This window comes from Pseudomonas sp. G166 (assembly GCF_037027455.2).
Taxonomy (GTDB): domain Bacteria; phylum Pseudomonadota; class Gammaproteobacteria; order Pseudomonadales; family Pseudomonadaceae; genus Aquipseudomonas.
Window position 1 is genome coordinate 677,509 of record NZ_CP146985.1, and the last position, 21,968, is coordinate 699,476.

Genomic DNA, 21,968 nt, shown 5'->3' on the forward strand with positions numbered 1-21,968 from the left:
TTTTTTGTGCCGTTCATCGGCACCTGTTGGCCGTTTAGCCAGTCCAACCCTTCACAACGAACCGATTACAGGTTCGTGTTTCTCAGACGTCGCGATCTTGGACGCTGACTTGTCATCTGGAGCCTTGTGCATGACGCGCACCTCAAAAATCCTCGCCTGGTGCTTTGCCAGCCTCGCTGTCCTGCTGGCGCTGCTGGTAGTGGTCATCGCCTTCTTCGATTGGAACCGGATCAAGCCCCCACTCAACGCCAAGGTTTCCGAGGAGTTGCACCGCCCGTTCGCCATCAACGGCAACCTGGCGGTGGTCTGGCGGCGTGAGCCAGAGGAGGGAGGCTGGCGGGCCTGGTTACCGTGGCCCCATGTGGTGGCCGAGGACTTGAGCCTGGGTAACCCGGAGTGGTCGAAAACCCCGCAGATGGCCACGCTCAAGCGTGTCGAGCTGCGTATCTCACCCTTGGCCTTGCTGGCCCGGCGAGTCGCGATTCCCCGTATCGACCTGACCGAGCCCGACGCCAACCTGCAACGCCTGGCCGACGGGCGCGCCAACTGGACCTTCCAGTTCGACCCGAAAGACCCGGACGCCGAGCCATCCAGCTGGGTGGTGGACATCGGCGCCATCGGCTTCGACAAGGGGCACGTCACCCTTGACGACCAAACACTGAAGACTCGCCTCGACTTGCTGATCGACCCATTGGGCAAACCCATTCCGTTCAGCGATATCGTCGGTGACAAAGCCGCGAAGAAAGCTCGGGACCAAGGCGCGGTGCCTCAGGACTATGCGTTTGCCTTCAAGGTCAACGGGCAGTACCACGGGCAGAACCTCACTGGCTCTGGCAAGGTTGGCGGCTTGCTGGCATTGCAGGACGCGTCACAACCCTTTCCCTTGCAGGCCCAGGCGAAAATCGGTGACACCCGTGTTGAACTGGCCGGGACCCTCACCGACCCGAAGAACCTGGGTGCCCTGGATCTGAGCTTGAAGTTGGCCGGCAACAGCCTGGCCCATCTCTATCCCCTGACCGGCGTGACCCTGCCGGATTCGCCGCCTTATTCCACCGACGGGCGCCTGAGCGCCAAGCTCCATGAGCCTGATGGGGCGCGCTTTCGCTATGAGGGTTTCAACGGCAAGATCGGCGACAGCGATATCCATGGCGACCTGGCCTATGTTGCCAGCCAGCCGCGGCCGAAGCTCAGCGGCGCGCTGGTCTCCAATCAACTGTTGTTCAGTGACCTCGCACCGTTGATCGGTGCCGATTCCAACGCCGAGCAAAAGGCCCGTGGCGGCGCCAGCAAGCAGCCGTCCGACAAGGTCTTGCCCGTGGAAGAGTTTCGCACCGAGCGCTGGAGCGCGATGGACGCTGATGTGGAGTTCACCGGCAAACGCATCGTCCACAGCGAGCAATTGCCATTCACGGATCTCTACACTCACTTGGTGCTCAACGATGGCCAGCTAAGTCTTGAACCCTTGCGCTTCGGCGTGGCCGGTGGTCGTCTCGATGCGCAGATTCGCCTCAACGGGCACACGCAACCTCTGGAAGGCCAGGCGAAACTGACCGCGCGCGGTTTCAAGCTCAAACAACTGTTCCCGGGCTTCGAACCGATGAAAACCAGCTTCGGTGAACTGAACGGCGATGCCGATATCGCCGGGCGTGGCAATTCGGTGGCAGCGTTGCTGGGCACGTCCAACGGCACCCTGAAAATGCTCATCAACGATGGCGCTATCAGTCGTGAGTTGATGGAGTTGGCCGGGCTGAACGTCGGTAACTACGTGGTGGGGAAAATCTTTGGTGACAAGGAGGTGAAGATCAACTGCGCCGCGGCGGATTTCGACATCAAGAGCGGCCTGGCGACCACTCGCCTGTTCGTGTTCGATACCGAGAACGCGATCATCTACATCGACGGCACGGCCAACATGGCCACTGAGCAACTGGACTTGACCGTTACCCCCGAGTCGAAAGGCTGGCGGCTGATTTCCCTGCGCTCGCCGTTGTACGTGCGGGGCTCGTTCGCCAAGCCCGCCGCGGGCGTCAAGGCTGTGCCATTGATGCTGCGCGGTGCCGGGATGGTAGCGCTGGGTGTGATCGCGGCGCCGGCGGCCGGGTTGCTGGCACTGGTTGCCCCCAGTGGTGGCGAACCGAACCAGTGTGCGCCGTTGTTGGAGCAGATGAAGGCGGGCAAGGCGCCGGTGACGGTGAAGCCCACTCGATAGGCGGGTTTGCGGTGAGGCTACTGGCCCTATCGCGAGCAAGCTCGCTCCCACAGGGGACCGCATGCTGAATCAAAATGTGGGAGCGAGCTTGCTCGCGATGGGCGCCCTGGAGATTACAAGTCAGCCAGAATGTCGGCCATATCATCAGCGTGCTCTTCTTCCTGGGCCAGGATGTCTTCGAAGATACGCCGGGTGGTAGGGTCTCTGTCGCCGATGTACTGGATGATTTCCCGATAGCTGTCGATGGCGATCCGTTCCGCGACCAGGTCTTCGTAGACCATTTCCTTGAGCGTACTGCCCGCCACGTATTGAGCATGGGAGTTACGGCTCAGCAGGTCGGGGTTGAACTCTGGCTCGCCACCCAGTTGCACGATGCGTTCGGCGAGTTTGTCGGCGTGTTCGGCTTCCTGGGTCGCGTGTTCGAGGAACTCACTGGCGGCCACGCTGGCCTTGAGGCCGGTGGCCATGAAGTAGTGGCGCTTGTAGCGCAGCACGCACACCAGTTCGGTGGCCAATGATTCGTTGAGCAGGCGAATGACTTCCTGCCGATCGGCGCTGTAGCCCTCGGTTACTGCGCCGTTCTGTACGTTCTGCCGCGCGCGCTCGCGCAGGGTGGTTACATCGGATAAGTGCATGTCGCTCATCTCGTTCTCCTGGAGGCTGATCCGGTTGAGGCGTCACGCTCTGCAGGCGCGATCACTCTAAATCTGAGTGACACGGTCCTGAAAAAGTTTTACCGGGTTTTTCAGTGGGTAGCCGGACAGCCGCGCCTCTTCCCCCAGCCACTGGAAGAACGCCCGCACTGGCGGATGGCGTTCGCGGCCTGGTACGCACAGGGCGCTGTAGCCGGCGCCGTTGACCTGGATCTGCGGGCGATACCCCACCAGCAAACCGCTGGCGACGCTTTCGGAAGCCAGGATATTGCTCGCCAACACCAGGCCCTGTCCGGCAATCGCCGCTTGCAGGGCGTAATGTTCCTCGTCGTACTCGCGCACGCAGGGCTGCGAAGCGAGCCAGTTTTCTCCGGCCTGGGCGCACCAGGCATCCCAGCCGTGGGCATACAGCTTGGAGTTGTGCCAGTGCACGCTGATCAAGGTCGGCGGCCGGCAGGCCGCCAGGGCCACCTGCTCGGGTGAGCCATAGACGCCGAAGCTTTCGTCGAACAGGCACAGACCGTACAAGTTCGGGTAGCTATCGAGGCTATAGCGCACCACCAGGTCGATGCTGGCGTCCTGGTGCAGGTCGATCACTTCGCAATGGGTGTCCAGGCGCACGTTGATGTTCGGATGGCGGGCATAAAACCGGCCCAGGCGTGGCACCAGCCACAAGGCGGCAAACGCTGCAGTGGTGGAGAGTGTCAGGTGGCTGGTGCTGCGTTGCGGGCGCAGGGTGTCGACGCTTTGCGCCACCTCCAGCAAGGCCCCGTGCAGGCTGTGAAACAAGCGCTGCCCGCCTTCCGTGAGCCGGACCTGGCGTGGCAGGCGTTCGAACAGACTCAAGCCGAGCCAGGTTTCCAGCGAGCGAATCTGGTGGGAGACCGCCGTGGGCGTCACCGACAGCTCCGCGGCGGCCGCCTTGAAACTGAGCAGCCGCGCGGCGGACTCGAAGGCGCGCAAGGCGTTGAGGGGCAGGTTGGCGAACATGGCAATCTCCGGAGCTACGATGGATGAAATTAACTCATCCTGGTGAACTAACGCTCATTTGAATGCAGGCGGCGCCAAGCATCAAGCTGAAAGCCACAAGCAGTGTTGATTGTAATCGCAGCAAAGGAGATACAGATGAGCAAGATTCTTGTAGTACATGGCAGTCCCCGTGGCGAGCGTTCGCATTCCCGGCGTCTGGCGGAAACATTTTTATCTGCCTGGCAGACGGTCCATCCGCAGTCCCAACCCACTCGTCGCGAAGTGGGACGGACGGTGATTCCTCCGGTCAATGAAGCCTTCATCGCAGCGGCGTTCCACCCCGAACCCCAGGCCCGACCATTGACTATGCAGGCGGACCTGGCGCTGAGCGATGCATTGGTCGCAGAACTGCAGGCCCATGACCGGCTGGTGATTTCCGCGCCCATGCACAACTTCAGCGTACCCAGCGGTGTAAAGGCCTGGATCGACCAGATCGTGCGCATCGGGCTGACGTTCAACCACAGTCTGGACAACGGCGTGTCCCACTACGAGCCGTTGGTATTGGGCAAGAAAGCCCTGATCGTGACCAGTCGTGGTGATTTCGGCTTTGGCCCCGGAGGTCAGTTGGAGGGCATGAACCACGCCGATACGTTGCTGCGTACGGTGCTGGGGTTTATCGGCATCACCGATGTGACGGTGGTTGCCGCCGAAGGCGAAGAGTCGGCCGAGCGCAGTTTTGCTTTGTCCTGCGCCGAGGCCGAGCAGCGCTTGCTGGCGCTGGCGCAGACCTTCTGATGGTTTGGGCGGCGGGCTGAAGTGACACGACTGTCATAGACTGGTCATCATCGATACCGATGCTGACCACCTCTTGCTCACAAGGATGTCACCATGTCGCAACGCTGCGCCACTCGCTATCCGTTGGTACTGGTCCCGGGCATGTTCGGGTTCATTCGCCTGGTGCTGTATCCATACTGGTACGGGATTGTCTCGGCGTTGCGTCGGGGCGGGGCCGTGGTGGTTGCGGTGAAGGTTTCGCCGCTGCATTCCTCCGAAGTGCGTGGCGAGCAATTGCTCATGCGAATCGACGAGATCCTGCGGCAAACCGGTGCGCAAAAGGTCAACCTGATCGGCCACAGCCAGGGGAGTCTCACCGCCCGCTACGCTGCCGCCAAACGCCCGGACCTGGTGGCGTCGGTGACTTCGGTGGCCGGTACCAACCACGGCTCCGAACTGGCCGATTACCTGCAAACCCACTATCCGGCCAACAGTACCAGGGGCCGCCTGCTTAGCAGTTTACTGCGCCTGATCAACGCCTTGATGAGCCTGATGGAAACCGGCTATCGCGGGCCGAAGCTGCCGGTGGATATCCATGCATCCCATGCCTCTCTCACCACAGCGGGCGCGGCCCTGTTCAACCAGCATTATCCTCAAGGGCTGCCTGAAGCCTGGGGCGGGCAGGGGCCGGAAGAGGTCAACGGGGTGCGTTATTACTCCTGGTCCGGGACTTTGCAGCCGGGCAAGACCGATAAGGGGCGCAACTTGTTCGACGGCACCAATCGCACCTGCCGGCTGTTCGCCCGCACCTTCGTACGCGAGGCGGGGCAATGCGATGGCATGGTCGGACGCTACAGCTCGCACCTGGGCACGGTCATCCGCGACGACTACCCGCTGGACCACTTCGACATCGTCAACCAATCGCTGGGGCTGGTGGGCAAAGGGGCCGAGCCGGTCCGGTTGTTTGTCGAGCATGCCGAGCGGTTGAAGGCGGCTGGGGTGTAGCCAGTTGGACTGCGTTATCGTTCATCGCGAGCAAGCTCGCTGCCACAGGGAGGTGGGTGAACGCCATCAATGTGGGAGCGAGCTTGCTCGCGATGACGTCAGCCAAGGCACCGCAGGTCCGACTGAACTCGGATGAAGGTGTAACAGGCTTTGTCTACACTGCACCTCATCGCCCCACCCATCGTGCGGCAACCAGGAGAAATACCATGAAGATGCTGCGTGTCCCTTTGTTGATGATCGGTTTGCTGATGTGTTCCCAAGGCTTCGCCGCCACAGCGCAGCAAACCAAGATGACCACCTGCAACGCCGACGCCACCGCCAAGGCCCTCAAGGGTGACGAGCGTAAAGCCTTCATGAGCAACTGCCTCAAGGCCGCCCCTGCTGCGCCGAGTACGCCCCAGGAACGCATGAAAACCTGCAACGCCACGGCGACTGAGCAGGCATTGAAGGGCGATGCCCGCAAGGCGTTCATGAGTGATTGCCTGAAGAAAAAATAACTGGTGCCTGTGGGGGCCCCATCGCGAGCAGGCTCGCCCCCACAGTAGATTTGTGTTGCACGGTTTGTTATGGGAGCGAGCTTGCTCGCGATGAAGCCCTTGCAGGCGCATCCAGAAACTTCTGAACTGCGACCAAGGTCGGCCGATACAATCTCTAGTGCTGCTGGTGGAAGGCTGGCAGACTGCCAATCCTTTTACCTGGTTTCGTCCTGAGGCTGTATGCCAACGTTTTCTCAGCGTCATGTGTTGTTGGTGATCAGTTGGGTGATCATTTTTGGTGGGCTGCTGCTGGTGCTGCCGCTGCGCCTGTTGCCCAGCCTGCTGGCCGGGTTGCTGGTGTTCGAGCTGGTCAACATGCTCACCCCGCAGTTGCAACGACTGATCGAAGGTCGGCGTGCTCGCTGGCTGGCGGTGGCGTTGCTGGGCACGCTGGTGGTCAGTGTGCTGACGTTGATTTTCGCCGGCGCCTTCAGTTTCCTGCTGCACGAAGCGGAAAACCCTGGCGCGTCCCTGGATAAATTCATGGGTGTGGTCGATCGCGCCCGCGGGCAACTGCCGCCGTTCATCGACGCCTACCTGCCGGCCAGCGCCGCCGAGTTCCGAGTGGCCATCGGTGACTGGATCAGCAAGCACCTGAGTGACTTGCAACTGGTGGGCAAGGACGCGGCGCATATGTTCGTGACGTTGCTGATCGGCATGGTGCTGGGGGCGATCGTCGCCTTGCAGCGCATCCCCGACCTGACCAAGCGCAAACCCCTGGCCGCCGCGTTGTTCGATCGCTTGAGCCTGCTGGTCAAGGCGTTCCGCAACATCGTCTTCGCCCAGATCAAGATTTCCCTGCTCAATACCTTCTTCACCGGGATTTTCCTGGCAGTGGTGCTGCCACTGTTCGGCATCAAGCTACCGCTGACCAAGACCCTGATCGTGATGACCTTCCTGCTGGGGTTGCTGCCGGTCATCGGCAACCTGATCTCCAATACCCTGATCACCATCGTCGGCCTGTCGTTATCGATCTGGGTAGCAGTGGCGGCGCTGGTCTACCTGATCCTGATCCACAAGCTCGAATACTTCCTCAACGCCCGCATCGTCGGCGGGCAGATCAGCGCCAAGTCCTGGGAACTGCTCATGGCCATGCTGGTGTTCGAGGCTGCGTTCGGCTTGCCGGGGGTGGTGGCGGGACCGATTTACTATGCTTACTTGAAGAGTGAGTTGAAGCAGGTGGGGATGGTTTGATCCGGTGGGGGGCGCCTGATCTGGCGCCATCGCAAGCAAGCTCGCTCCCACAGTCAACCGCATTCCCTCTGAAGGAACTCGGTCACCGTGGGGGCGAGCTTGCTCGCGAAGCAGGCGTCTCGGTGTCAGGTCAGACCTGAGTGCCGTAGCGCTTCATCGCCTCGATCGCCAGCCCGCTGCCGATGCTGCCGAAGATGTTGCCTTCCACATGCCGGGCTTGGGGCAGCATCGCCGAGACGCTGTTGCGCAGGGCTGGGATGCCGCTGGAGCCGCCGGTAAAAAACACCGTATCCACTTGGTCGACGCGCACGTTGGCATCATTGAGCAGTTGCGTGACGCTGCCGCGCACCCGCTCCAGCAAGCCGTCGATGGCCGATTCAAACAGCGCCCGGCTCAGGTCCACGCTCAGGCCCGGCTCGATCCGGTCCAGGAGCAAATGGCGCTGGTCGCTGTGGGTCAGCTGGATCTTGGTTTCTTCCACTTCCATCGCCAGCCAGTGCCCGGCGCGCTGTTCGATCAATTTGAACAGCCGGTCGATGCCGCCGGTGTCCTCGATGTCGTAGCGCATGCTGCCCAGGGCCAGGGTGGATTTCTGCGAATACACCGCGTTGATGGTGTGCCAGGTCGCCAGGTTCATGTGGTGGCTGGTGGGCATGTAGGCGCCACTCTTCATGCGGCTGCCGTAGCCGAACAACGGCATCAGGCCGGCCAGCGAGAGTTGTTTGTCAAAGTCTGTACCGCCGATGTGCACGCCACCGGTGGCGAGGATGTCGGCGTGACGGTTGTCGTGGGTACGACGCTCGGGGGACAGGCGCACCAGGGAGAAGTCCGAGGTACCACCGCCGATGTCGACGATCAGCACCAGCTCTTCTTTCTCGATGGTCGATTCATAGTCGAAGGCCGCCGCGATGGGTTCGTACTGGAACGACACTTCCTTGAAACCGATGGCGCGGGCGACGTCCACCAAAGTGTTTTCCGCCTCCTGGTCGGCCAGTTCATCGTCGTCGACGAAAAACACCGGGCGCCCCAGTACCACTTCTTCGAATTCCCGACCGGCGGTGGCCTCGGCGCGTTTCTTCAGTTGGCCGATGAACAGCCCCAGCAAATCCTTGAACGGCATGGCCGTGCCCAACACGCTGGTGTCGTGCTTGATCAGCTTGGAACCCAGCAGGCTCTTGAGCGAGCGCATCAGCCGGCCTTCGTAGCCTTCGAGGTATTCGTGCAGGGCCAGGCGGCCATACACCGGGCGGCGTTCCTCGAGATTGAAAAAAACCACCGAAGGCAGGGTGATCTTGTCGTCCTCCAGCGCGATCAACGTTTCCATGCCGGGGCGCAGCCAGCCGACAGTGGAGTTGGACGTGCCGAAGTCGATGCCGCAGGCACGGGCCGGGGATGCGTTTTTCATGTGTTTCGGGTTCCAGTTGAAAAAACGGCCGCGCAGTGTATGTCAGTGCGGCGCGGATTCGAAGGCCAGTTATCCGCTAATTCGCAAACTCTGGCCTTGAAAGACTCCCCTTTACCCCCAAACTTGCTGGCATGGGCCTGGCAGCCACAGGGCGAGTACAAGAACCGCCGCAGGCTGCCGATAAACTTCTGAAGCGCCGCCCGGTCACAAACCTTGAGATCGGTCAAACCCCAGGACTTGTATCACGAGCATGCTGCGGGTGGCGGTGCGATATCGATAACGGATGGTGATCCTTCGATGGACTTCAAAGACTATTACAAGATTCTGGGTGTGGAGCCGACGGCTGATGACGCCACGATCAAGGCTGCCTATCGCAAACTGGCGCGCAAATACCACCCGGATGTGAGTAAAGAAAAGGACGCCGAGACCAAGTTCAAGGATGTCTCCGAAGCCTATGAAGCGCTGAAAAGCGCCGACAAGCGCGCCGAGTACGACGAGCTGCGCCGCTACGGTCAGCACGGCCAGCCGTTCCAGGGCCCGCCTGGCTGGCAGAGCCGTGGTGGTTTTGGTGGCCAGGACACCGGGGATTTCTCGGACTTCTTCAGTTCGATTTTCGGTAATCGCGGGCCGGGCTTCGGTGGCGGACAGTCAGGTCGCAGCGCCGGCCGTCGAGGGCAAGACGTGGAAATGGAATTACCGATCTTCCTGGAAGAAACCCTGTCGAGCGAGTCGAAAAAAGTCAGCTTCCAGGTGCCGCAGTACAACGCGGCCGGCCAGCACGTGAGCAACACCAGCAAAAGCCTGAACGTGAAGATCCCGCTGGGTGTGACCGACGGTGAACGCATCCGCCTCAAGGGCCAGGGCGCGCCGGGTATCGGTGGCGGTGCCAATGGCGATCTGTATTTGACCATTCGTTTCGCGCCGCACCCCAAGTTCGATGTCGAAGGCCAGGACCTGATCATCACCTTGCCCCTGGCACCGTGGGAGTTGGCACTGGGCACCGAGGTGGCAGTGCCGACCCTTACCGGTAAGATCAACCTCAAGGTCCCGGCCGGCAGCCAGAATGGCCAGCGCATGCGCGCCAAGGGCCACGGCCTGCGCAACAAGGCCGGCGAGCGCGGCTACCTGTTCGTACAGCTCAAGGCCGTGATGCCCAAGGCCAGCGACGAGGCGGTCAAGGCGTTGTGGGCAGAGCTGGCAAAGAAAGCGGCGTTCGATCCGCGGGAGAATTTCTGAGGACAGCGGTCTTTGGACAGCTCCTACACAGTTAAAGCATTGGGAGAAGCAGACCATGAACAACCCGATCATTGAACTGAACCTGATGGAGTTTTGCGAGGCCGCCGCCTTGCAAGATATCCATGTGATCGAAATCGTCGCCCATGGCATCCTCGAACCCCACGGCGCGGCGCCGACCGATTGGCGTTTCACCGATTACGAACTGGTCCTGGCCCGCCGTGCGGCCAAGCTGCGCCGCGAGCTGGAACTGGAATGGGAAGGCGTCGCCCTGGCGCTGGATCTGTTGGAAGAGGTGCAGCAATTGCGGGCGGAAAATAAAATGCTCAAACAGCGGCTGGGACGGTTTGTACTGGAGTAGGTGTTCTGGTACATCGATCCAAGCGTACCTGCGATGGCGACCATTGCGCCGCCATCATGGATGAATTGATAGTTAATTTGTGTTCCTGATAGTTTCGTTTGCTAGAGGCAAAAGGGTCAAGTCAAGACTGGACTGTTTGGGGTTGCCTAACTTGTCATAGCTCACAGAATACTGACGTATAGAATTCTTTCCTATCACTCTTGTAGGGGGAAGAGGAGCGGGAGTAGATTGAAAGGGTCTCCTCTTCAAGATGATACGGTAACGCGGAGGCTCGCCTGGTTTCCAATTAGGACTGATGATACCTGCCTGCCCACCCGAGTCATTAAAGCGAGGGAGAAGCTTTTGTTTTGGTGGAATCGGCGGAGGGACTTCACTGTGAAGTCGAGGAACATTAGTTTTTTTAATGGTTACGGTTGTACGAGTTTGCCCGGTGATTGTCGGTATATTTTCGTACCTTGGTATAGGCGCGGTGTCAATGAAGTGAGGATTGATTACACCCTGTCGATCAACCTCGGGGACGAGGGGGGCTAAGCTAGATGTACTAGATGCATTGGTTAAGGGTCTAAACGGAGTTAAGAGCTTTTTTAAGAACCCAATATGCCCCGTCGGATCCGAAGAGTTCACCGGATCTCCCATGCAATACATATATGCATTCAACCCACCCTTCCCAAATGGACTCCAACTGTCCGGGCTATGAAAGCGCATTAACACCGGGTTGTAAACGCGATAGCCCTTGCCCAAAAAATACCAACCAAGCCGCGCCTCCTGCAGTTCACCATTAAAGCCTAGCCTCGTCGCAATTACCTGTTGCGTGGATTGGTGTCCGTAAGCGGAATATGCGATAGAACAGGTCTGACTCTCCGAAACTTCAGCGAGGATGGAGTGTTTGTCATCCGCGGCCAGCAGAATGGTTTGGGATTGGCGCGAATGTTCATCATCGTCAGAGCGAGAGCGGGTCATGGCGGGCCTCCCTTGTCGTTAATCAACGTCTTCCGTTTTACCCTTATTGTGTAACCCTGGTAACTAGCAGAACTGTTAGTGGCTGCCGCTTTCGGCATGGCAGCCATTTCCTTTGCGAACACCGATTCAAAACAGAAAATAGCGTTGCGCCATCGGCAGCACGTCAGCTGGTTCGCACCACAGCAACACCCCGTCGGCCTTGACCTGATACGTCTGCGGATCAACGTCGATGCTCGGCAGGTAATCGTTGTGGATCAGGTCGGTCTTCTGCACATCGCGGCAGCCCTTGACCACGGCGATTCTCTTTTTCAGCCCAAGCTGTTGCGGCAACCCGGCCTCGGCGGCGGCCTGGCTGATGAAGGTCAGGCTGGTGGCGTGTCTTGAGCCGCCGTAGCTGGCGAACATCGGTCGGTAGTGCACTGGCTGCGGTGTCGGGATCGAGGCGTTGGCGTCGCCCATCAGGCTGGCGGCGATGGCCCCGCCCTTGAGGATAAGCGTCGGCTTGACGCCAAAGAACGCCGGGCGCCACAGCACCAGGTCGGCCCACTTGCCCACTTCGATGGAGCCCACTTCATGGCTGATGCCGTGGGTGATCGCCGGGTTGATGGTGTACTTGGCGATGTAGCGCTTGATGCGGAAGTTGTCGTTGCCTTCGCCATCGCCGGGCAGGGCACCGCGTTGCTTCTTCATCTTGTCGGCGGTCTGCCAGGTGCGCGTGATGACTTCGCCGACGCGGCCCATGGCCTGGCTGTCGGAGCTGATCATCGAGAACGCGCCGAGGTCGTGGAGAATGTCTTCGGCGGCGATGGTTTCGCGACGAATGCGGCTCTCGGCGAAGGCCACGTCTTCGGCGATGCTCGGGTCCAGGTGATGACAGACCATCAGCATGTCCAGGTGTTCGTCGATGGTATTGCGGGTGAACGGTCGGGTCGGGTTGGTGGAACTGGGCAACACGTTGGCGAAGCCGCAGGCCTTGATGATGTCCGGCGCGTGGCCGCCACCGGCGCCTTCGGTGTGGTAGGTGTGGATGGTCCGGCCTTTGAACGCGGCGAGGGTGGTTTCAACGAAACCGGATTCGTTGAGGGTGTCGGTGTGGATTGCCACCTGCACGTCGTACTGGTCGGCCACGCTCAGGCAGTTGTCGATGGCCGCCGGCGTGGTGCCCCAGTCTTCGTGCAGCTTCAGGCCGATGGCGCCGGCCTTGACCTGTTCGATCAACGGCTCCGGCAGGCTGGCGTTGCCCTTGCCGGTGAAGCCGATGTTCATGGGGAAGGCATCGGCGGCCTGGAGCATGCGCGCCAGGTGCCACGGCCCGGAAGTGCAAGTGGTGGCGTTGGTCCCGGTGGCCGGGCCGGTGCCGCCGCCGATCATGGTGGTGACGCCGCTCATCAATGCTTCTTCGATCTGCTGTGGGCAGATGAAGTGGATGTGGGTGTCGATGCCGCCCGCCGTGAGGATCATGCCTTCGCCGGCGATCACTTCGGTACTGGCACCGATGGCGATGGTCACGTCGGGCTGGATGTCCGGGTTACCGGCCTTGCCGATGGCTGCAATGCGCCCGTCCTTGAGGCCGACATCGGCCTTGACGATGCCCCAGTGGTCGATGATCAGCGCGTTGGTGATCAAGGTATCGACGACCTCGGCGGCCAGCAGTTGGCTCTGGCCCATACCGTCGCGAATCACCTTGCCACCGCCGAATTTCACTTCTTCGCCGTAGGTGGTGAAGTCTTTCTCTACTTCGATCCACAGCTCGGTGTCGGCCAGGCGGACCTTGTCACCAACGGTGGGGCCGAACATGTCGGCGTAGGCTTGGCGGGAGATTTTCATGTGCTTGCCTTGAGATTCAATTGAATGTTGAAACCGTTCGCTGCGCTCACTCATCGCGAGCAGGCTCGCTCCCACAGTTGATCGCATTCCCCTGTGGGAGCGAGCCTGCTCGCGATGGGGCCGGTGCTGGCACCCTATGACTTACAGGTCGCCCATGACGCGCCCGGCAAACCCGAACACCCGGCGATGCCCGGCCAGGTCCACCAGTTCCACTTCGCGGCTCTGGCCCGGTTCGAAGCGCACGGCGGTGCCGGCCGGGATGTTCAGGCGCATGCCACGACTGGCGGCACGGTCGAAGGTCAGGGCGTCGTTGGTTTCGAAAAAGTGATAGTGCGAGCCGACCTGGATCGGCCGGTCACCACTGTTGGCGACGTTCAGCGTCAGGGTGCGGCGGCCGACGTTGAGTTCGATGTCGCCGGGCTGGACCTGGTATTGGCCTGGAATCATTGCGGTTGTCCCAAAATCTTGTAGTAAATGGCGGTCGGGGTGTAGGTGCCGTCCGGGCTCTGGCAGTAGTCGGGCAGTTCACCGACGCGGGTGTAGCCCATGGCGCGGTAGAAGGCCTCGGCCTCGGAGCCAGCCTGGGTGTCGAGGTACAGCAGGCCGCGCTTGTGCTGGCGTGCGCCGAGTTCCAGGGCACTCATCAATTGCTGGCCCAGGCCACGGCGGCGGGCCTCGCCGCGCACCAGTAATTTCTGCACTTCGGCGCGGTTGAGGCCGTTGGGCTTCTGGCACAGGGCAAGCTGGACGCTGGCCTGCACTTGCTCATCCTTGACCACCACCCACAGCAGCAGGTTGCCCTGGTCAAGACTGGCCTGGACCTCGTCGAAATAGGCGCGCGCTTGCGCAGCATTGAGATCAGCCATGAACCCCACGCTGGCGCCATAGCCGACGGCGTCGAGCAACAGATCGATCAGGCCCTGGCGATAATGCGCAAAGCTCTCAGCGTGGACTCGACGCAACTGGGCGGGGTTCATAGGCATCACTCCTTGTCGAAGACGGGCGGTTGCGCCCCGGGATTGAGGACCAACTGCATGAAAGTCAGGTCAAGCCAGCGGCCGAACTTGGTACCCACCTGCGGCATCTGCCCGGTGGTGACGAAGCCGGCTCGCTCGTGCAGGCGGATCGAGGCGGCATTACCGCTTTCGATGGCGGCCACCATGACGTGTTTGTCGCAGGCCTTGGCGCGTTCGATCAACGCTGTCATCAACCGCGGGCCAAGACCATGGCCACGCTGGTCGCTGCGCACGTACACCGAGTGTTCCACGGTGTGCCGGAAGCCGTCGAACGGCCGCCAGTCGCCGAATGAAGCGTAGCCGAGTACGGTCTCCTCGGTATCGACGATGACCAGCACCGGATAACCCTGGGCTTGCCGGGCGCTGAACCACGCTTGGCGATTGCCCAGGTCGACGGGCTGTTCATTCCAGATCGCCGTGGTATTGAGCACTGCGTCGTTGTAGATATCGCGGATCGCCGCCAGGTCGGGGGCTTGGGCGTCGCGTACGAGGTAAGTCATGGCATGGCCTCAGGCGATGGGCTGGTGGACGGTGACCAGTTTGGTGCCATCGGGAAACGTCGCCTCGACCTGGATCTCCGGAATCATTTCCGGGATGCCTTCCATCACTTGCTCGCGGGTCAGCAGCGTGGTGCCGTAATGCATCAGCTCAGCCACCGTCTGGCCGTCACGGGCACCTTCGAGCAACGCTGCGGAAATATAGGCCATGGCCTCCGGGTAGTTGAGCTTCAAGCCACGGGCCAACCGCCGTTCGGCGACGAGGCCTGCGGTGAAAATCAGCAGCTTGTCTTTTTCGCGTGGGGTCAGGTCCATGTGCAATCCATAAGGGCAGATAAAAATTCTTCGCGGCAAACACATTCCACTGTGGGAGCGAGCTTGCTCGCGATAGGGGTAGAACATTCAACATGAATGGCGACTGACACTCCGCTATCGCGAGCAAGCTCGCTCCCACAGAAAAGCAAATTCATGTACTCCAGATTCTGGGAGGGACCGCCTCCCGACCGAGCAACGCCGGGCGCAAAAGCCGCCACAATTCAATCAACCAACCCCGCGCCAGCAACGCCTCGCTCGCCAGGCACCGGGCCACAACCAGGCCGGGCAATTGGGTCAGGTCGCCGCGCACGTCATGGCCCAGGGATCGGCACTGCTCCAGCAGCGCACTGTCGATTTCGCCGGTCACCAGCAGCGTGGCAAACACCGGATCGCCGCCCAGGCCGATGGGCGAGTCGAGCAAGCCATCACCACCCACAATGCGCTGGCGCTCATGCCACAGCAACTGGCCGTCGCGGCGGATGTCCAGGCGCGACTGGAAATGCCCCAGGTCGAACCGCTCGCCGCTGGCCGGTCGGCCCAGGGCAACCATGTCCCAGTAGAACAGCCGCCCATCGCCCTGCAGGTCGATGCTCGTACTGAGTTGCGCCTGGGCCGCGCTGAAGACGATGGTTTCCTGGGGCAGCCACTCCAGGGTCGCACCGGCGGCCACGCTGAGGCTAAGTTGCTGGTACGCCGGGCCGGCGGCGCGATACCACTTGGCCGCGCCGGGGCTGGTCAGCTGCGCCCAGGCGCCGGGGCCGACGTGGGCCGAGATGTCCAAGCGGTCACCCCCGGCAATCCCGCCAGGCGGGTGGACGATGATGTGCTGGCACACCTCGGGGCCTTCGGCGTACAGGTGCTTCTGCACCCGCAGCGGGCCTTTATGGCGACGTTGGACCGGGCGTGTGCAGTCGCCAAAGCGGGCGTAACCCAGTTCCAGCTCGGCATGCCAGCTGGGGGTGAAGAGGGCTGAAGGCGCCATTAAAGAAACAGGTAGATTCATGATTTCTGATTATCGTCAGGACGCTACAGACTAGATCGTAACCAGCCCGCGCACACCCTCGGCTTCCATATTTTCTCCGCGCCCCTGCTGCACGATCTCGCCCCGGGACATCACCAGGTATTGATCGGCCAGCTCGGCGGCGAAGTCGTAGAATTGTTCCACCAGCAAAATCGCCATGTCGCCCCGTGCCGCCAGTTTCTTGATGACCACGCCGATCTCCTTGATCACCGACGGTTGGATGCCTTCGGTGGGCTCATCGAGGATCAGCAGGCGTGGACGGCTGGCCAGGGCCCGGCCAATGGCGAGCTGTTGTTGCTGGCCGCCGGACAGGTCGCCACCACGGCGCTGTTTCATTTGCAGCAGCACTGGGAACAGTTCGTAGATAAACGCCGGCACCTCCTTGGCCTCAGAGCCAGGAAACCGCGACAGGCCCATCAGCAGGTTTTCTTCCACCGTCAGCCGCCCGAAAATTTCCCGGCCCTGGGGCACGTAGGCGATGCCGGCATGCACGCGCTGATGGGGCTTGAAGGTGGTGATGGCCTTGCCTTCCCAACTCACTGCGCCTTCCTTGGCCGGCAACAGGCCCATCAGGCATTTGAGCAAGGTGGTCTTGCCCACGCCGTTACGTCCCAACAGGCACGTCACCTCGCCGACCTTCACGTCGAACGACAGGCCGCGCAGGATGTGGCTACCGCCGTAGTACTGGTGCAGCTTGTCGACTTGCAGCATCTTCAGATCTCCTCGAACCCCTTGTGGGAGCGAGCTTGCTCGCGATAGCGGTGGGTCAGCTTGCTTATTTGTTGAATGTGTCGCCGCCATCGCGAGCAAGCTCGCTCCCACAGAGAGCAGTGTTTGCCGGGCTACCGACCGAGATACACCTCGATCACCCGCTCATTGTCCTGCACCTGTTCCAGCGAGCCTTCAGCCAGCACACTGCCCTGATGCAGCACGGTGACGTGGTCGGCAATCGCGCCGACGAAACCCATGTCGTGTTCCACCACCATCAGCGAGTGCTTGCCCGCCAGGGATTTGAACAGCTCGGCGGTGAACTCGGTTTCGGCGTCGGTCATGCCTGCCACCGGTTCGTCGAGCAGCAACAGTTGTGGGTCCTGCACCAGCAGCATGCCGATCTCCAGGAACTGCTTCTGCCCATGGGACAGCAACCCGGCGGCGCGATTGACCGACGACGTGAGGCGAATGGTCTCCAGCACTTCGCTGATGCGCGTGTGTTGTTCGCCGGTGAGTTTGGCCCGCAGGCTGGCCCATACCGATTTGTCGGTCTTGAGCGCCAGTTCCAGGTTTTCGAACACGCTCAAGGCTTCGAATACCGTGGGTTTCTGGAACTTGCGACCGATGCCGGCCTGGGCGATTTGCACCTCGCTCATGCTGGTCAGGTCCAGGGTTTCGCCGAACCAGGCCTTGCCATGGCTGGGCCGGGTCTTGCCGGTGATCACGTCCATCAGTGTGGTCTTGCCCGCACCGTTGGGGCCGATGATGCAGCGCAATTCGCCGACGCCGATGTACAGGTTCAGATCGTTCAGGGCCTTGAAGCCGTCGAAGCTGACGCTGATGTCTTCCAGGGTCAGGATCGTGCCGTGACGGGTGTTCAGGCCAACGCCGGCCGCCTGGCCGAGGCCGATGGCGTCGCGGCTGCTGCCCTGGTCTTTGTTGGGTTCGAGGATGGGTTCGAGCATGAAATCGGCCGTCGGTGTGATTCTCATTGTTCGCCTCTCTTCTTCAGCAAGCCGATCACGCCTTTAGGCAGATACAGCGTCACGACGATGAACAGCGCGCCAAGGAAGAACAGCCAATACTCGGGAAACGCCACGGTGAACCAGCTCTTCATGCCGTTGACTACACCGGCGCCCAGCAGTGGTCCGATCAGCGTTCCGCGCCCGCCGAGGGCGACCCACACGGCAGCTTCGATGGAGTTGGTCGGTGACATTTCGCTGGGGTTGATGATGCCCACCTGCGGTACGTACAACGCCCCGGCCAGGCCGCACAACACCGCGCTCAACACCCAGACGAACAGCTTGAAGCCACGGGGATCGTAGCCGCAGAACATCAGGCGGTTTTCCGCGTCGCGCAGGGCGGTCAACACTCGACCGAATTTACTGCGGGCCAGGCGCCAGCCGATGAACAGGCTCGCCACCAAGAGCAGTACCGTTGCCAGGAACAGCACCGCCCGGGTGCCCGGCTCGGTGATGCCAAAGCCCAGGATCGAGCGGAAGTTGGTGAAGCCGTTGTTGCCGCCAAATCCGGTTTCGTTGCGGAAAAACAGCAGCATCCCGGCGAAGGTCAGGGCCTGGGTCATGATCGAGAAATACACGCCCTTGATCCGCGAGCGGAAGGCGAAGAAACCGAACACCAACGCCAACATGCCCGGCGCCAGCACCACCAGGCACATTGCCCAGAGGAAACTGTTGGTACCGGCCCAGTACCAGGGCAACTCGGTCCACGACAAGAAGGTCATGAACGCCGGCAAGCCATCACCGGCGGCCTGGCGCATCAGGTACATACCCATGGCGTAGCCGCCCAGGGCGAAGAACAGGCCATGACCGAGGGAGAGCAAGCCGGCATAACCCCAGACCAGGTCCAGGGCCAGGGCGACGATGGCGTAGCAGAGAATCTTGCCCACCAGGGTCAGGGTATATGCCGAAACATGCAGCGGGTTGTCCGCCGCCAACAGCGACAACAGTGGCAGGCTCAGCAGCACGGCCAGGATCAGCACACCGACGGCGAGAGTGACTTTGGGGCCGGCCTTTTGCGTGGCCGTGAGCATCAGGGGCTGGTTCATCAGTCGATTACCCGTCCTTTGAGCGCGAAGAGACCTTGCGGACGCTTCTGGATGAACAGAATGATCAACGCCAGGATCAGGATCTTGCCGAGTACGGCGCCGATCTGTGGTTCGAGAATCTTGTTGGCAATGCCCAGGCCGAACGCGGCGAACACGCTACCGGCCAACTGGCCGACGCCACCGAGCACCACCACCAGAAACGAGTCGATGATGTAGCTCTGGCCCAGGTCCGGGCCGACATTGCCGATCTGGCTCAGGGCCACGCCACCGAGCCCGGCGATACCCGAGCCGAGGCCGAAGGCGAGCATGTCCACGCGACCGGTGGGCACGCCGCAGCAGGCGGCCATGTTGCGGTTCTGGGTGACGGCGCGCACGTTCAGGCCCAGGCGGGTCTTGTTCAGCAGCAGCCAGGTCAGCACCACCACGAACAGCGCGAAGGCAATGATCACGATGCGGTTGTACGGCAACACCAGATTCGGCAACACCTGGATCCCGCCCGACAGCCAGGCCGGGTTGGCGACTTCGACGTTCTGCGCACCGAACACCAGGCGCACCAGTTGGATCAGCATCAGGCTGATGCCCCAGGTGGCGAGCAGGGTTTCCAACGGACGTCCGTAGAGGTGGCGAATCACCGTGCGCTCCAGAGCCATGCCGATGGCGGCGGTGATGAAAAACGCCACCGGCAGGGCGATCAGCGGGTAGAACTCGATGGCATTCGGGGCGAAGCGCTGGAACAGCATCTGCACCACGTAGGTGGAATAGGCCCCCAACATGAGCATCTCGCCATGAGCCATATTGATCACCCCCAGCAAGCCGAAGGTGATTGCCAGGCCGAGGGCGGCGAGCAGCAGGATCGAGCCCAGGGACATGCCGCTGAAGGCCTGGCCCAACAACTCGCCCACCAGCAGTTTGCGCTTGACCTGGCTGAGGCTGGTTTCAGCGGCGGTGCGTACGTTGGCATCGGTTTCGACGCCGGGTTCGAGCAGGCCTTCGAGGCGGGTACGGGCCAGTGGGTCGCCGGTTTCCCCCAGCAATCGCACAGCAGCCAGGCGCACGGTGGGGTTAGCGTCCACCAGTTGCAGGTTCGCCAGGGCCAGGCTCAGGGCGGCGTGCACGTCTTCGTCCTGCTCGCCGGCCAGTTGCCGATCGAGAAAGGCCAGTTGGGCCGGGCGGGCACTTTTTTGCAATTGCTGCGCGGCAGCCAGGCGTACGCGGGCATCGACGGCAAGTAATTGATGGCTGGCCAGGGCGGTTTCGATAAGCCCGCGCAAGCGGTTGTTCAGGCGCAGGATCTTGGGCTGGCCGTCGACGGTCAACTGGCCTTGCTGCAAGGCATTGATCAGTTCGACACGCTCCGGCTCGGGCTGCGCGGCCCAGGTTTCCAGGAGCTTGGCCTGCTGGGTCGGGTTGGCGGCGACGAAGTCTTCGGCGTCACCGGCGTGGGCCTCCAGTGGCAACAGCAGCACCAGGGCGAGGATGAGGCGGTAAAGGGCGGTGGGCATAGAGAGTCGCCTTGCGCGGACAATGTGGGAGCGAGCTTGCTCGCGATGGCGGTGGGTCAGTCACATCAGTGTTGAACATGGGGCCGCTATCGCGAGCAAGCTCGTTCCCACAGGGGTTTGTGTCGGTCAGAGCGTCATGCTCGGACCGACACCCATGGGCTCAGTTGCTCTTCACCGCATAGTCAGGTTTCTTGTCGTTGCCGGCGATGAAGGGGCTCCACGGTTGGGCGCGGATCGGGCCTTCGGTCTGCCAGACCACGTTGAACTGACCGTCGGCCTGGATTTCGCCGATCATCACCGGCTTGTGCAGGTGGTGGTTGGTCTTGTCCATGGTCAGGGTGTAGCCCGACGGTGCGGCGAAGGTCTGGCCGGCCAGGGCTTCGCGGACTTTGTCGACGTCGGTGGACTTGGCTTTTTCCACCGCTTGCGCCCACATATGGATACCGACATAAGTGGCTTCCATCGGGTCGTTGGTCACGGCCTTGTCGGCGCCTGGCAGGTTCTTGGCCTTGGCATAGGCCTTCCAGGAATCAACGAATTTCTTGTTCGCCGGGTTATCCACGGACTCGAAGTAGTTCCACGCCGCCAGGTTGCCTACCAGCGGTTTGGTGTCGATGCCGCGCAGTTCTTCTTCGCCCACCGAGAAGGCCACGACCGGTACGTCGGTGGCCTTCAGGCCCTGGTTCGCCAGTTCCTTATAGAAGGGCACGTTGGAGTCGCCGTTGACTGTGGAAATGACTGCGGTCTTGCCGCCAGCCGAGAATTTTTTGATGTTGGCCACGATGGTCTGGTAATCGCTGTGGCCGAACGGGGTGTAGACCTCTTCGATGTCTTTGTCCGCCACACCTTTGGAGTGCAGGAACGAACGCAGGATCTTGTTGGTGGTGCGCGGGTAGACGTAGTCGGTGCCCAGCAGGAAGTAGCGCTTGGCACTGCCGCCTTCCTCGCTCATCAGGTATTCCACCGCAGGAATCGCCTGCTGGTTCGGCGCTGCGCCGGTGTAGAACACGTTTGGCGACATCTCTTCGCCTTCGTATTGCACCGGGTAGAACAGCAGGCCGTTGAGTTCTTCGAACACCGGCAACACGGATTTACGCGACACCGACGTCCAGCAGCCGAACACCACCGCGACTTTGTCCTGGGTCAGCAACTGACGGCCCTTTTCCGCGAACAGCGGCCAGTTCGACGCCGGGTCCACGACCACCGCTTCGAGCTTCTTGCCGTTCACACCACCCTTGGCGTTGATCTCATCGATGGTCATCAGCGCCATGTCCTTGAGGGACGTTTCGGAGATCGCCATGGTCCCGGACAGCGAATGCAAGATGCCAACCTTGATGGTCTCGGCAGCCTGGACGGTCCAGGCCATGCCCATCGCGGCAATGCTTGCCGAGAGTGTAAAAGCCTTGATCAAGCTACGACGCTTCATTGTGCGATCTCCGTGGTCTTTTGAGTTTTTTTCGAGGGCAGATGCAAACGCTGAAGGCGCTTTTGCAAGGGGTGTGCCCGGTTGGCAAAAGGCTTGGAAATGCGGGATGGGTGTGGCGCAGGGAAACGGGCGATGCACCATAAGCGATCGCGTTGCGGGCGTTGGTGCGAAGGGATGCGCCACATTGGGGCGAGAGAGTTGCAAGTCCCCTGTGGGAGCGAGCTGGCTCGCGATAGCAGTGTGTCAGTCACTTCTAATCTGACTGATCTACCGCCATCGCGAGCAAGCT

General features: G+C 61.3%; 22 protein-coding genes. 7 read left to right on the forward strand and 15 right to left on the reverse strand.

The genetic code is table 11. From position 1 onward, the window contains the following. The first annotated feature begins 130 nt into the window (after positions 1 to 130). Positions 131 to 2,206 (forward strand): AsmA family protein, encoded by a 2,076-nt coding sequence (locus SGN16_RS02960; RefSeq protein WP_335943843.1) that lies wholly within the window; start codon positions 131 to 133, stop codon positions 2,204 to 2,206. 113 nt (positions 2,207 to 2,319) lie between these two features. Here the strand turns inward: SGN16_RS02960 and SGN16_RS02965 are convergent, their stop codons facing one another. Together SGN16_RS02965 and SGN16_RS02970 are read right to left on the reverse strand one after the other, a co-directional pair. Continuing rightward, positions 2,320 to 2,850, reverse strand: a complete 531-nt coding sequence (locus tag SGN16_RS02965) for a ferritin-like domain-containing protein (protein WP_210642627.1) — start codon at positions 2,848 to 2,850, stop codon at positions 2,320 to 2,322. A gap of 57 nt (positions 2,851 to 2,907) precedes the next feature. Beyond that, the gene (locus tag SGN16_RS02970) at positions 2,908 to 3,849 is read right to left on the reverse strand and encodes a LysR substrate-binding domain-containing protein (RefSeq protein ID WP_335943844.1); all 942 of its coding nucleotides are present in this window, start codon (positions 3,847 to 3,849) and stop codon (positions 2,908 to 2,910) included. A 135-nt stretch (positions 3,850 to 3,984) separates the two neighbouring features. Between SGN16_RS02970 and SGN16_RS02975 the strand changes: the two genes are divergently transcribed. The 4 genes from SGN16_RS02975 to SGN16_RS02990 all read left to right on the forward strand — a co-directional run bounded on the left by SGN16_RS02975 (position 3,985) and on the right by SGN16_RS02990 (position 7,337). After that, positions 3,985 to 4,623, forward strand: a complete 639-nt coding sequence (locus SGN16_RS02975) for an NAD(P)H-dependent oxidoreductase (RefSeq protein ID WP_210642629.1) — start codon at positions 3,985 to 3,987, stop codon at positions 4,621 to 4,623. 93 nt (positions 4,624 to 4,716) lie between these two features. Beyond that, a complete protein-coding gene (locus SGN16_RS02980) occupies positions 4,717 to 5,607 on the forward strand; it encodes a triacylglycerol lipase (protein WP_335943845.1) in 891 nt (296 codons plus the stop codon). 206 nt (positions 5,608 to 5,813) lie between these two features. After that, entirely contained in the window at positions 5,814 to 6,104 is a 291-nt protein-coding gene (locus tag SGN16_RS02985) for a PsiF family protein (protein WP_210642631.1), read from the forward strand. Positions 6,105 to 6,323: 219 nt separating this feature from the next. After that, entirely contained in the window at positions 6,324 to 7,337 is a 1,014-nt protein-coding gene (locus SGN16_RS02990) for an AI-2E family transporter (protein ID WP_210642632.1), read from the forward strand. Positions 7,338 to 7,467: 130 nt separating this feature from the next. Here SGN16_RS02990 and SGN16_RS02995 read toward each other — a convergent pair whose 3' ends face one another. After that, a complete protein-coding gene (locus SGN16_RS02995) occupies positions 7,468 to 8,742 on the reverse strand; it encodes an Hsp70 family protein (RefSeq protein WP_210642633.1) in 1,275 nt (424 codons plus the stop codon). A 297-nt stretch (positions 8,743 to 9,039) separates the two neighbouring features. On the opposite strand from SGN16_RS02995, the gene SGN16_RS03000 reads away from it, so the two are divergent. Both SGN16_RS03000 and SGN16_RS03005 read left to right on the forward strand, forming a co-directional pair. Further along, positions 9,040 to 9,978 carry a DnaJ C-terminal domain-containing protein gene (locus SGN16_RS03000; protein WP_335943846.1) on the forward strand — a complete coding sequence of 313 codons (939 nt, stop codon included), beginning with the start codon at positions 9,040 to 9,042 and terminating at the stop codon, positions 9,976 to 9,978. A gap of 55 nt (positions 9,979 to 10,033) precedes the next feature. Continuing rightward, positions 10,034 to 10,336, forward strand: coding sequence for a chaperone modulator CbpM (locus tag SGN16_RS03005; protein WP_335943847.1), 303 nt, complete (start codon positions 10,034 to 10,036; stop codon positions 10,334 to 10,336). A gap of 72 nt (positions 10,337 to 10,408) precedes the next feature. On the opposite strand, the gene SGN16_RS03010 is transcribed toward SGN16_RS03005, so the two are convergent. The 12 genes from SGN16_RS03010 to urtA all read right to left on the reverse strand — a co-directional run bounded on the left by SGN16_RS03010 (position 10,409) and on the right by urtA (position 21,679). Then, on the reverse strand, positions 10,409 to 11,296 hold the full coding sequence (locus SGN16_RS03010) for an RHS repeat-associated core domain-containing protein (protein ID WP_335943848.1): 888 nt from the start codon (positions 11,294 to 11,296) through the stop codon (positions 10,409 to 10,411). Between the two features lie 126 nt (positions 11,297 to 11,422). After that, on the reverse strand, positions 11,423 to 13,123 hold the full coding sequence (gene ureC, locus SGN16_RS03015; protein ID WP_134922658.1) for an urease subunit alpha: 1,701 nt from the start codon (positions 13,121 to 13,123) through the stop codon (positions 11,423 to 11,425). A gap of 141 nt (positions 13,124 to 13,264) precedes the next feature. Further along, positions 13,265 to 13,570, reverse strand: coding sequence for an urease subunit beta (locus SGN16_RS03020; protein WP_014336352.1), 306 nt, complete (start codon positions 13,568 to 13,570; stop codon positions 13,265 to 13,267). Continuing rightward, positions 13,567 to 14,100 (reverse strand): GNAT family N-acetyltransferase, encoded by a 534-nt coding sequence (locus SGN16_RS03025; RefSeq protein ID WP_210642636.1) that lies wholly within the window; start codon positions 14,098 to 14,100, stop codon positions 13,567 to 13,569. The genes SGN16_RS03020 and SGN16_RS03025 overlap by 4 nt, the downstream gene beginning before the upstream one ends. A 5-nt stretch (positions 14,101 to 14,105) precedes the next feature. Further along, positions 14,106 to 14,639 carry an N-acetyltransferase family protein gene (locus SGN16_RS03030; protein WP_335943849.1) on the reverse strand — a complete coding sequence of 178 codons (534 nt, stop codon included), beginning with the start codon at positions 14,637 to 14,639 and terminating at the stop codon, positions 14,106 to 14,108. A gap of 9 nt (positions 14,640 to 14,648) precedes the next feature. Next, on the reverse strand, positions 14,649 to 14,951 hold the full coding sequence (ureA, locus tag SGN16_RS03035; protein ID WP_047227360.1) for an urease subunit gamma: 303 nt from the start codon (positions 14,949 to 14,951) through the stop codon (positions 14,649 to 14,651). 151 nt (positions 14,952 to 15,102) lie between these two features. Then, positions 15,103 to 15,954, reverse strand: coding sequence for an urease accessory protein UreD (locus SGN16_RS03040; protein WP_210642638.1), 852 nt, complete (start codon positions 15,952 to 15,954; stop codon positions 15,103 to 15,105). Between the two features lie 30 nt (positions 15,955 to 15,984). Continuing rightward, a complete protein-coding gene (urtE, locus tag SGN16_RS03045) occupies positions 15,985 to 16,683 on the reverse strand; it encodes an urea ABC transporter ATP-binding subunit UrtE (protein WP_335943850.1) in 699 nt (232 codons plus the stop codon). A gap of 131 nt (positions 16,684 to 16,814) precedes the next feature. Beyond that, positions 16,815 to 17,675 carry an urea ABC transporter ATP-binding protein UrtD gene (gene urtD, locus SGN16_RS03050; RefSeq protein WP_135843475.1) on the reverse strand — a complete coding sequence of 287 codons (861 nt, stop codon included), beginning with the start codon at positions 17,673 to 17,675 and terminating at the stop codon, positions 16,815 to 16,817. Then, positions 17,672 to 18,751 (reverse strand): urea ABC transporter permease subunit UrtC, encoded by a 1,080-nt coding sequence (urtC, locus tag SGN16_RS03055; protein ID WP_335943851.1) that lies wholly within the window; start codon positions 18,749 to 18,751, stop codon positions 17,672 to 17,674. The genes urtD and urtC overlap by 4 nt, the downstream gene beginning before the upstream one ends. After that, positions 18,751 to 20,253 (reverse strand): urea ABC transporter permease subunit UrtB, encoded by a 1,503-nt coding sequence (gene urtB, locus SGN16_RS03060; protein ID WP_335943852.1) that lies wholly within the window; start codon positions 20,251 to 20,253, stop codon positions 18,751 to 18,753. The genes urtC and urtB overlap by 1 nt, the downstream gene beginning before the upstream one ends. A gap of 160 nt (positions 20,254 to 20,413) precedes the next feature. Continuing rightward, a complete protein-coding gene (gene urtA / locus SGN16_RS03065; protein WP_025211599.1) occupies positions 20,414 to 21,679 on the reverse strand; it encodes an urea ABC transporter substrate-binding protein in 1,266 nt (421 codons plus the stop codon). Positions 21,680 to 21,968: the final 289 nt, after the last annotated feature.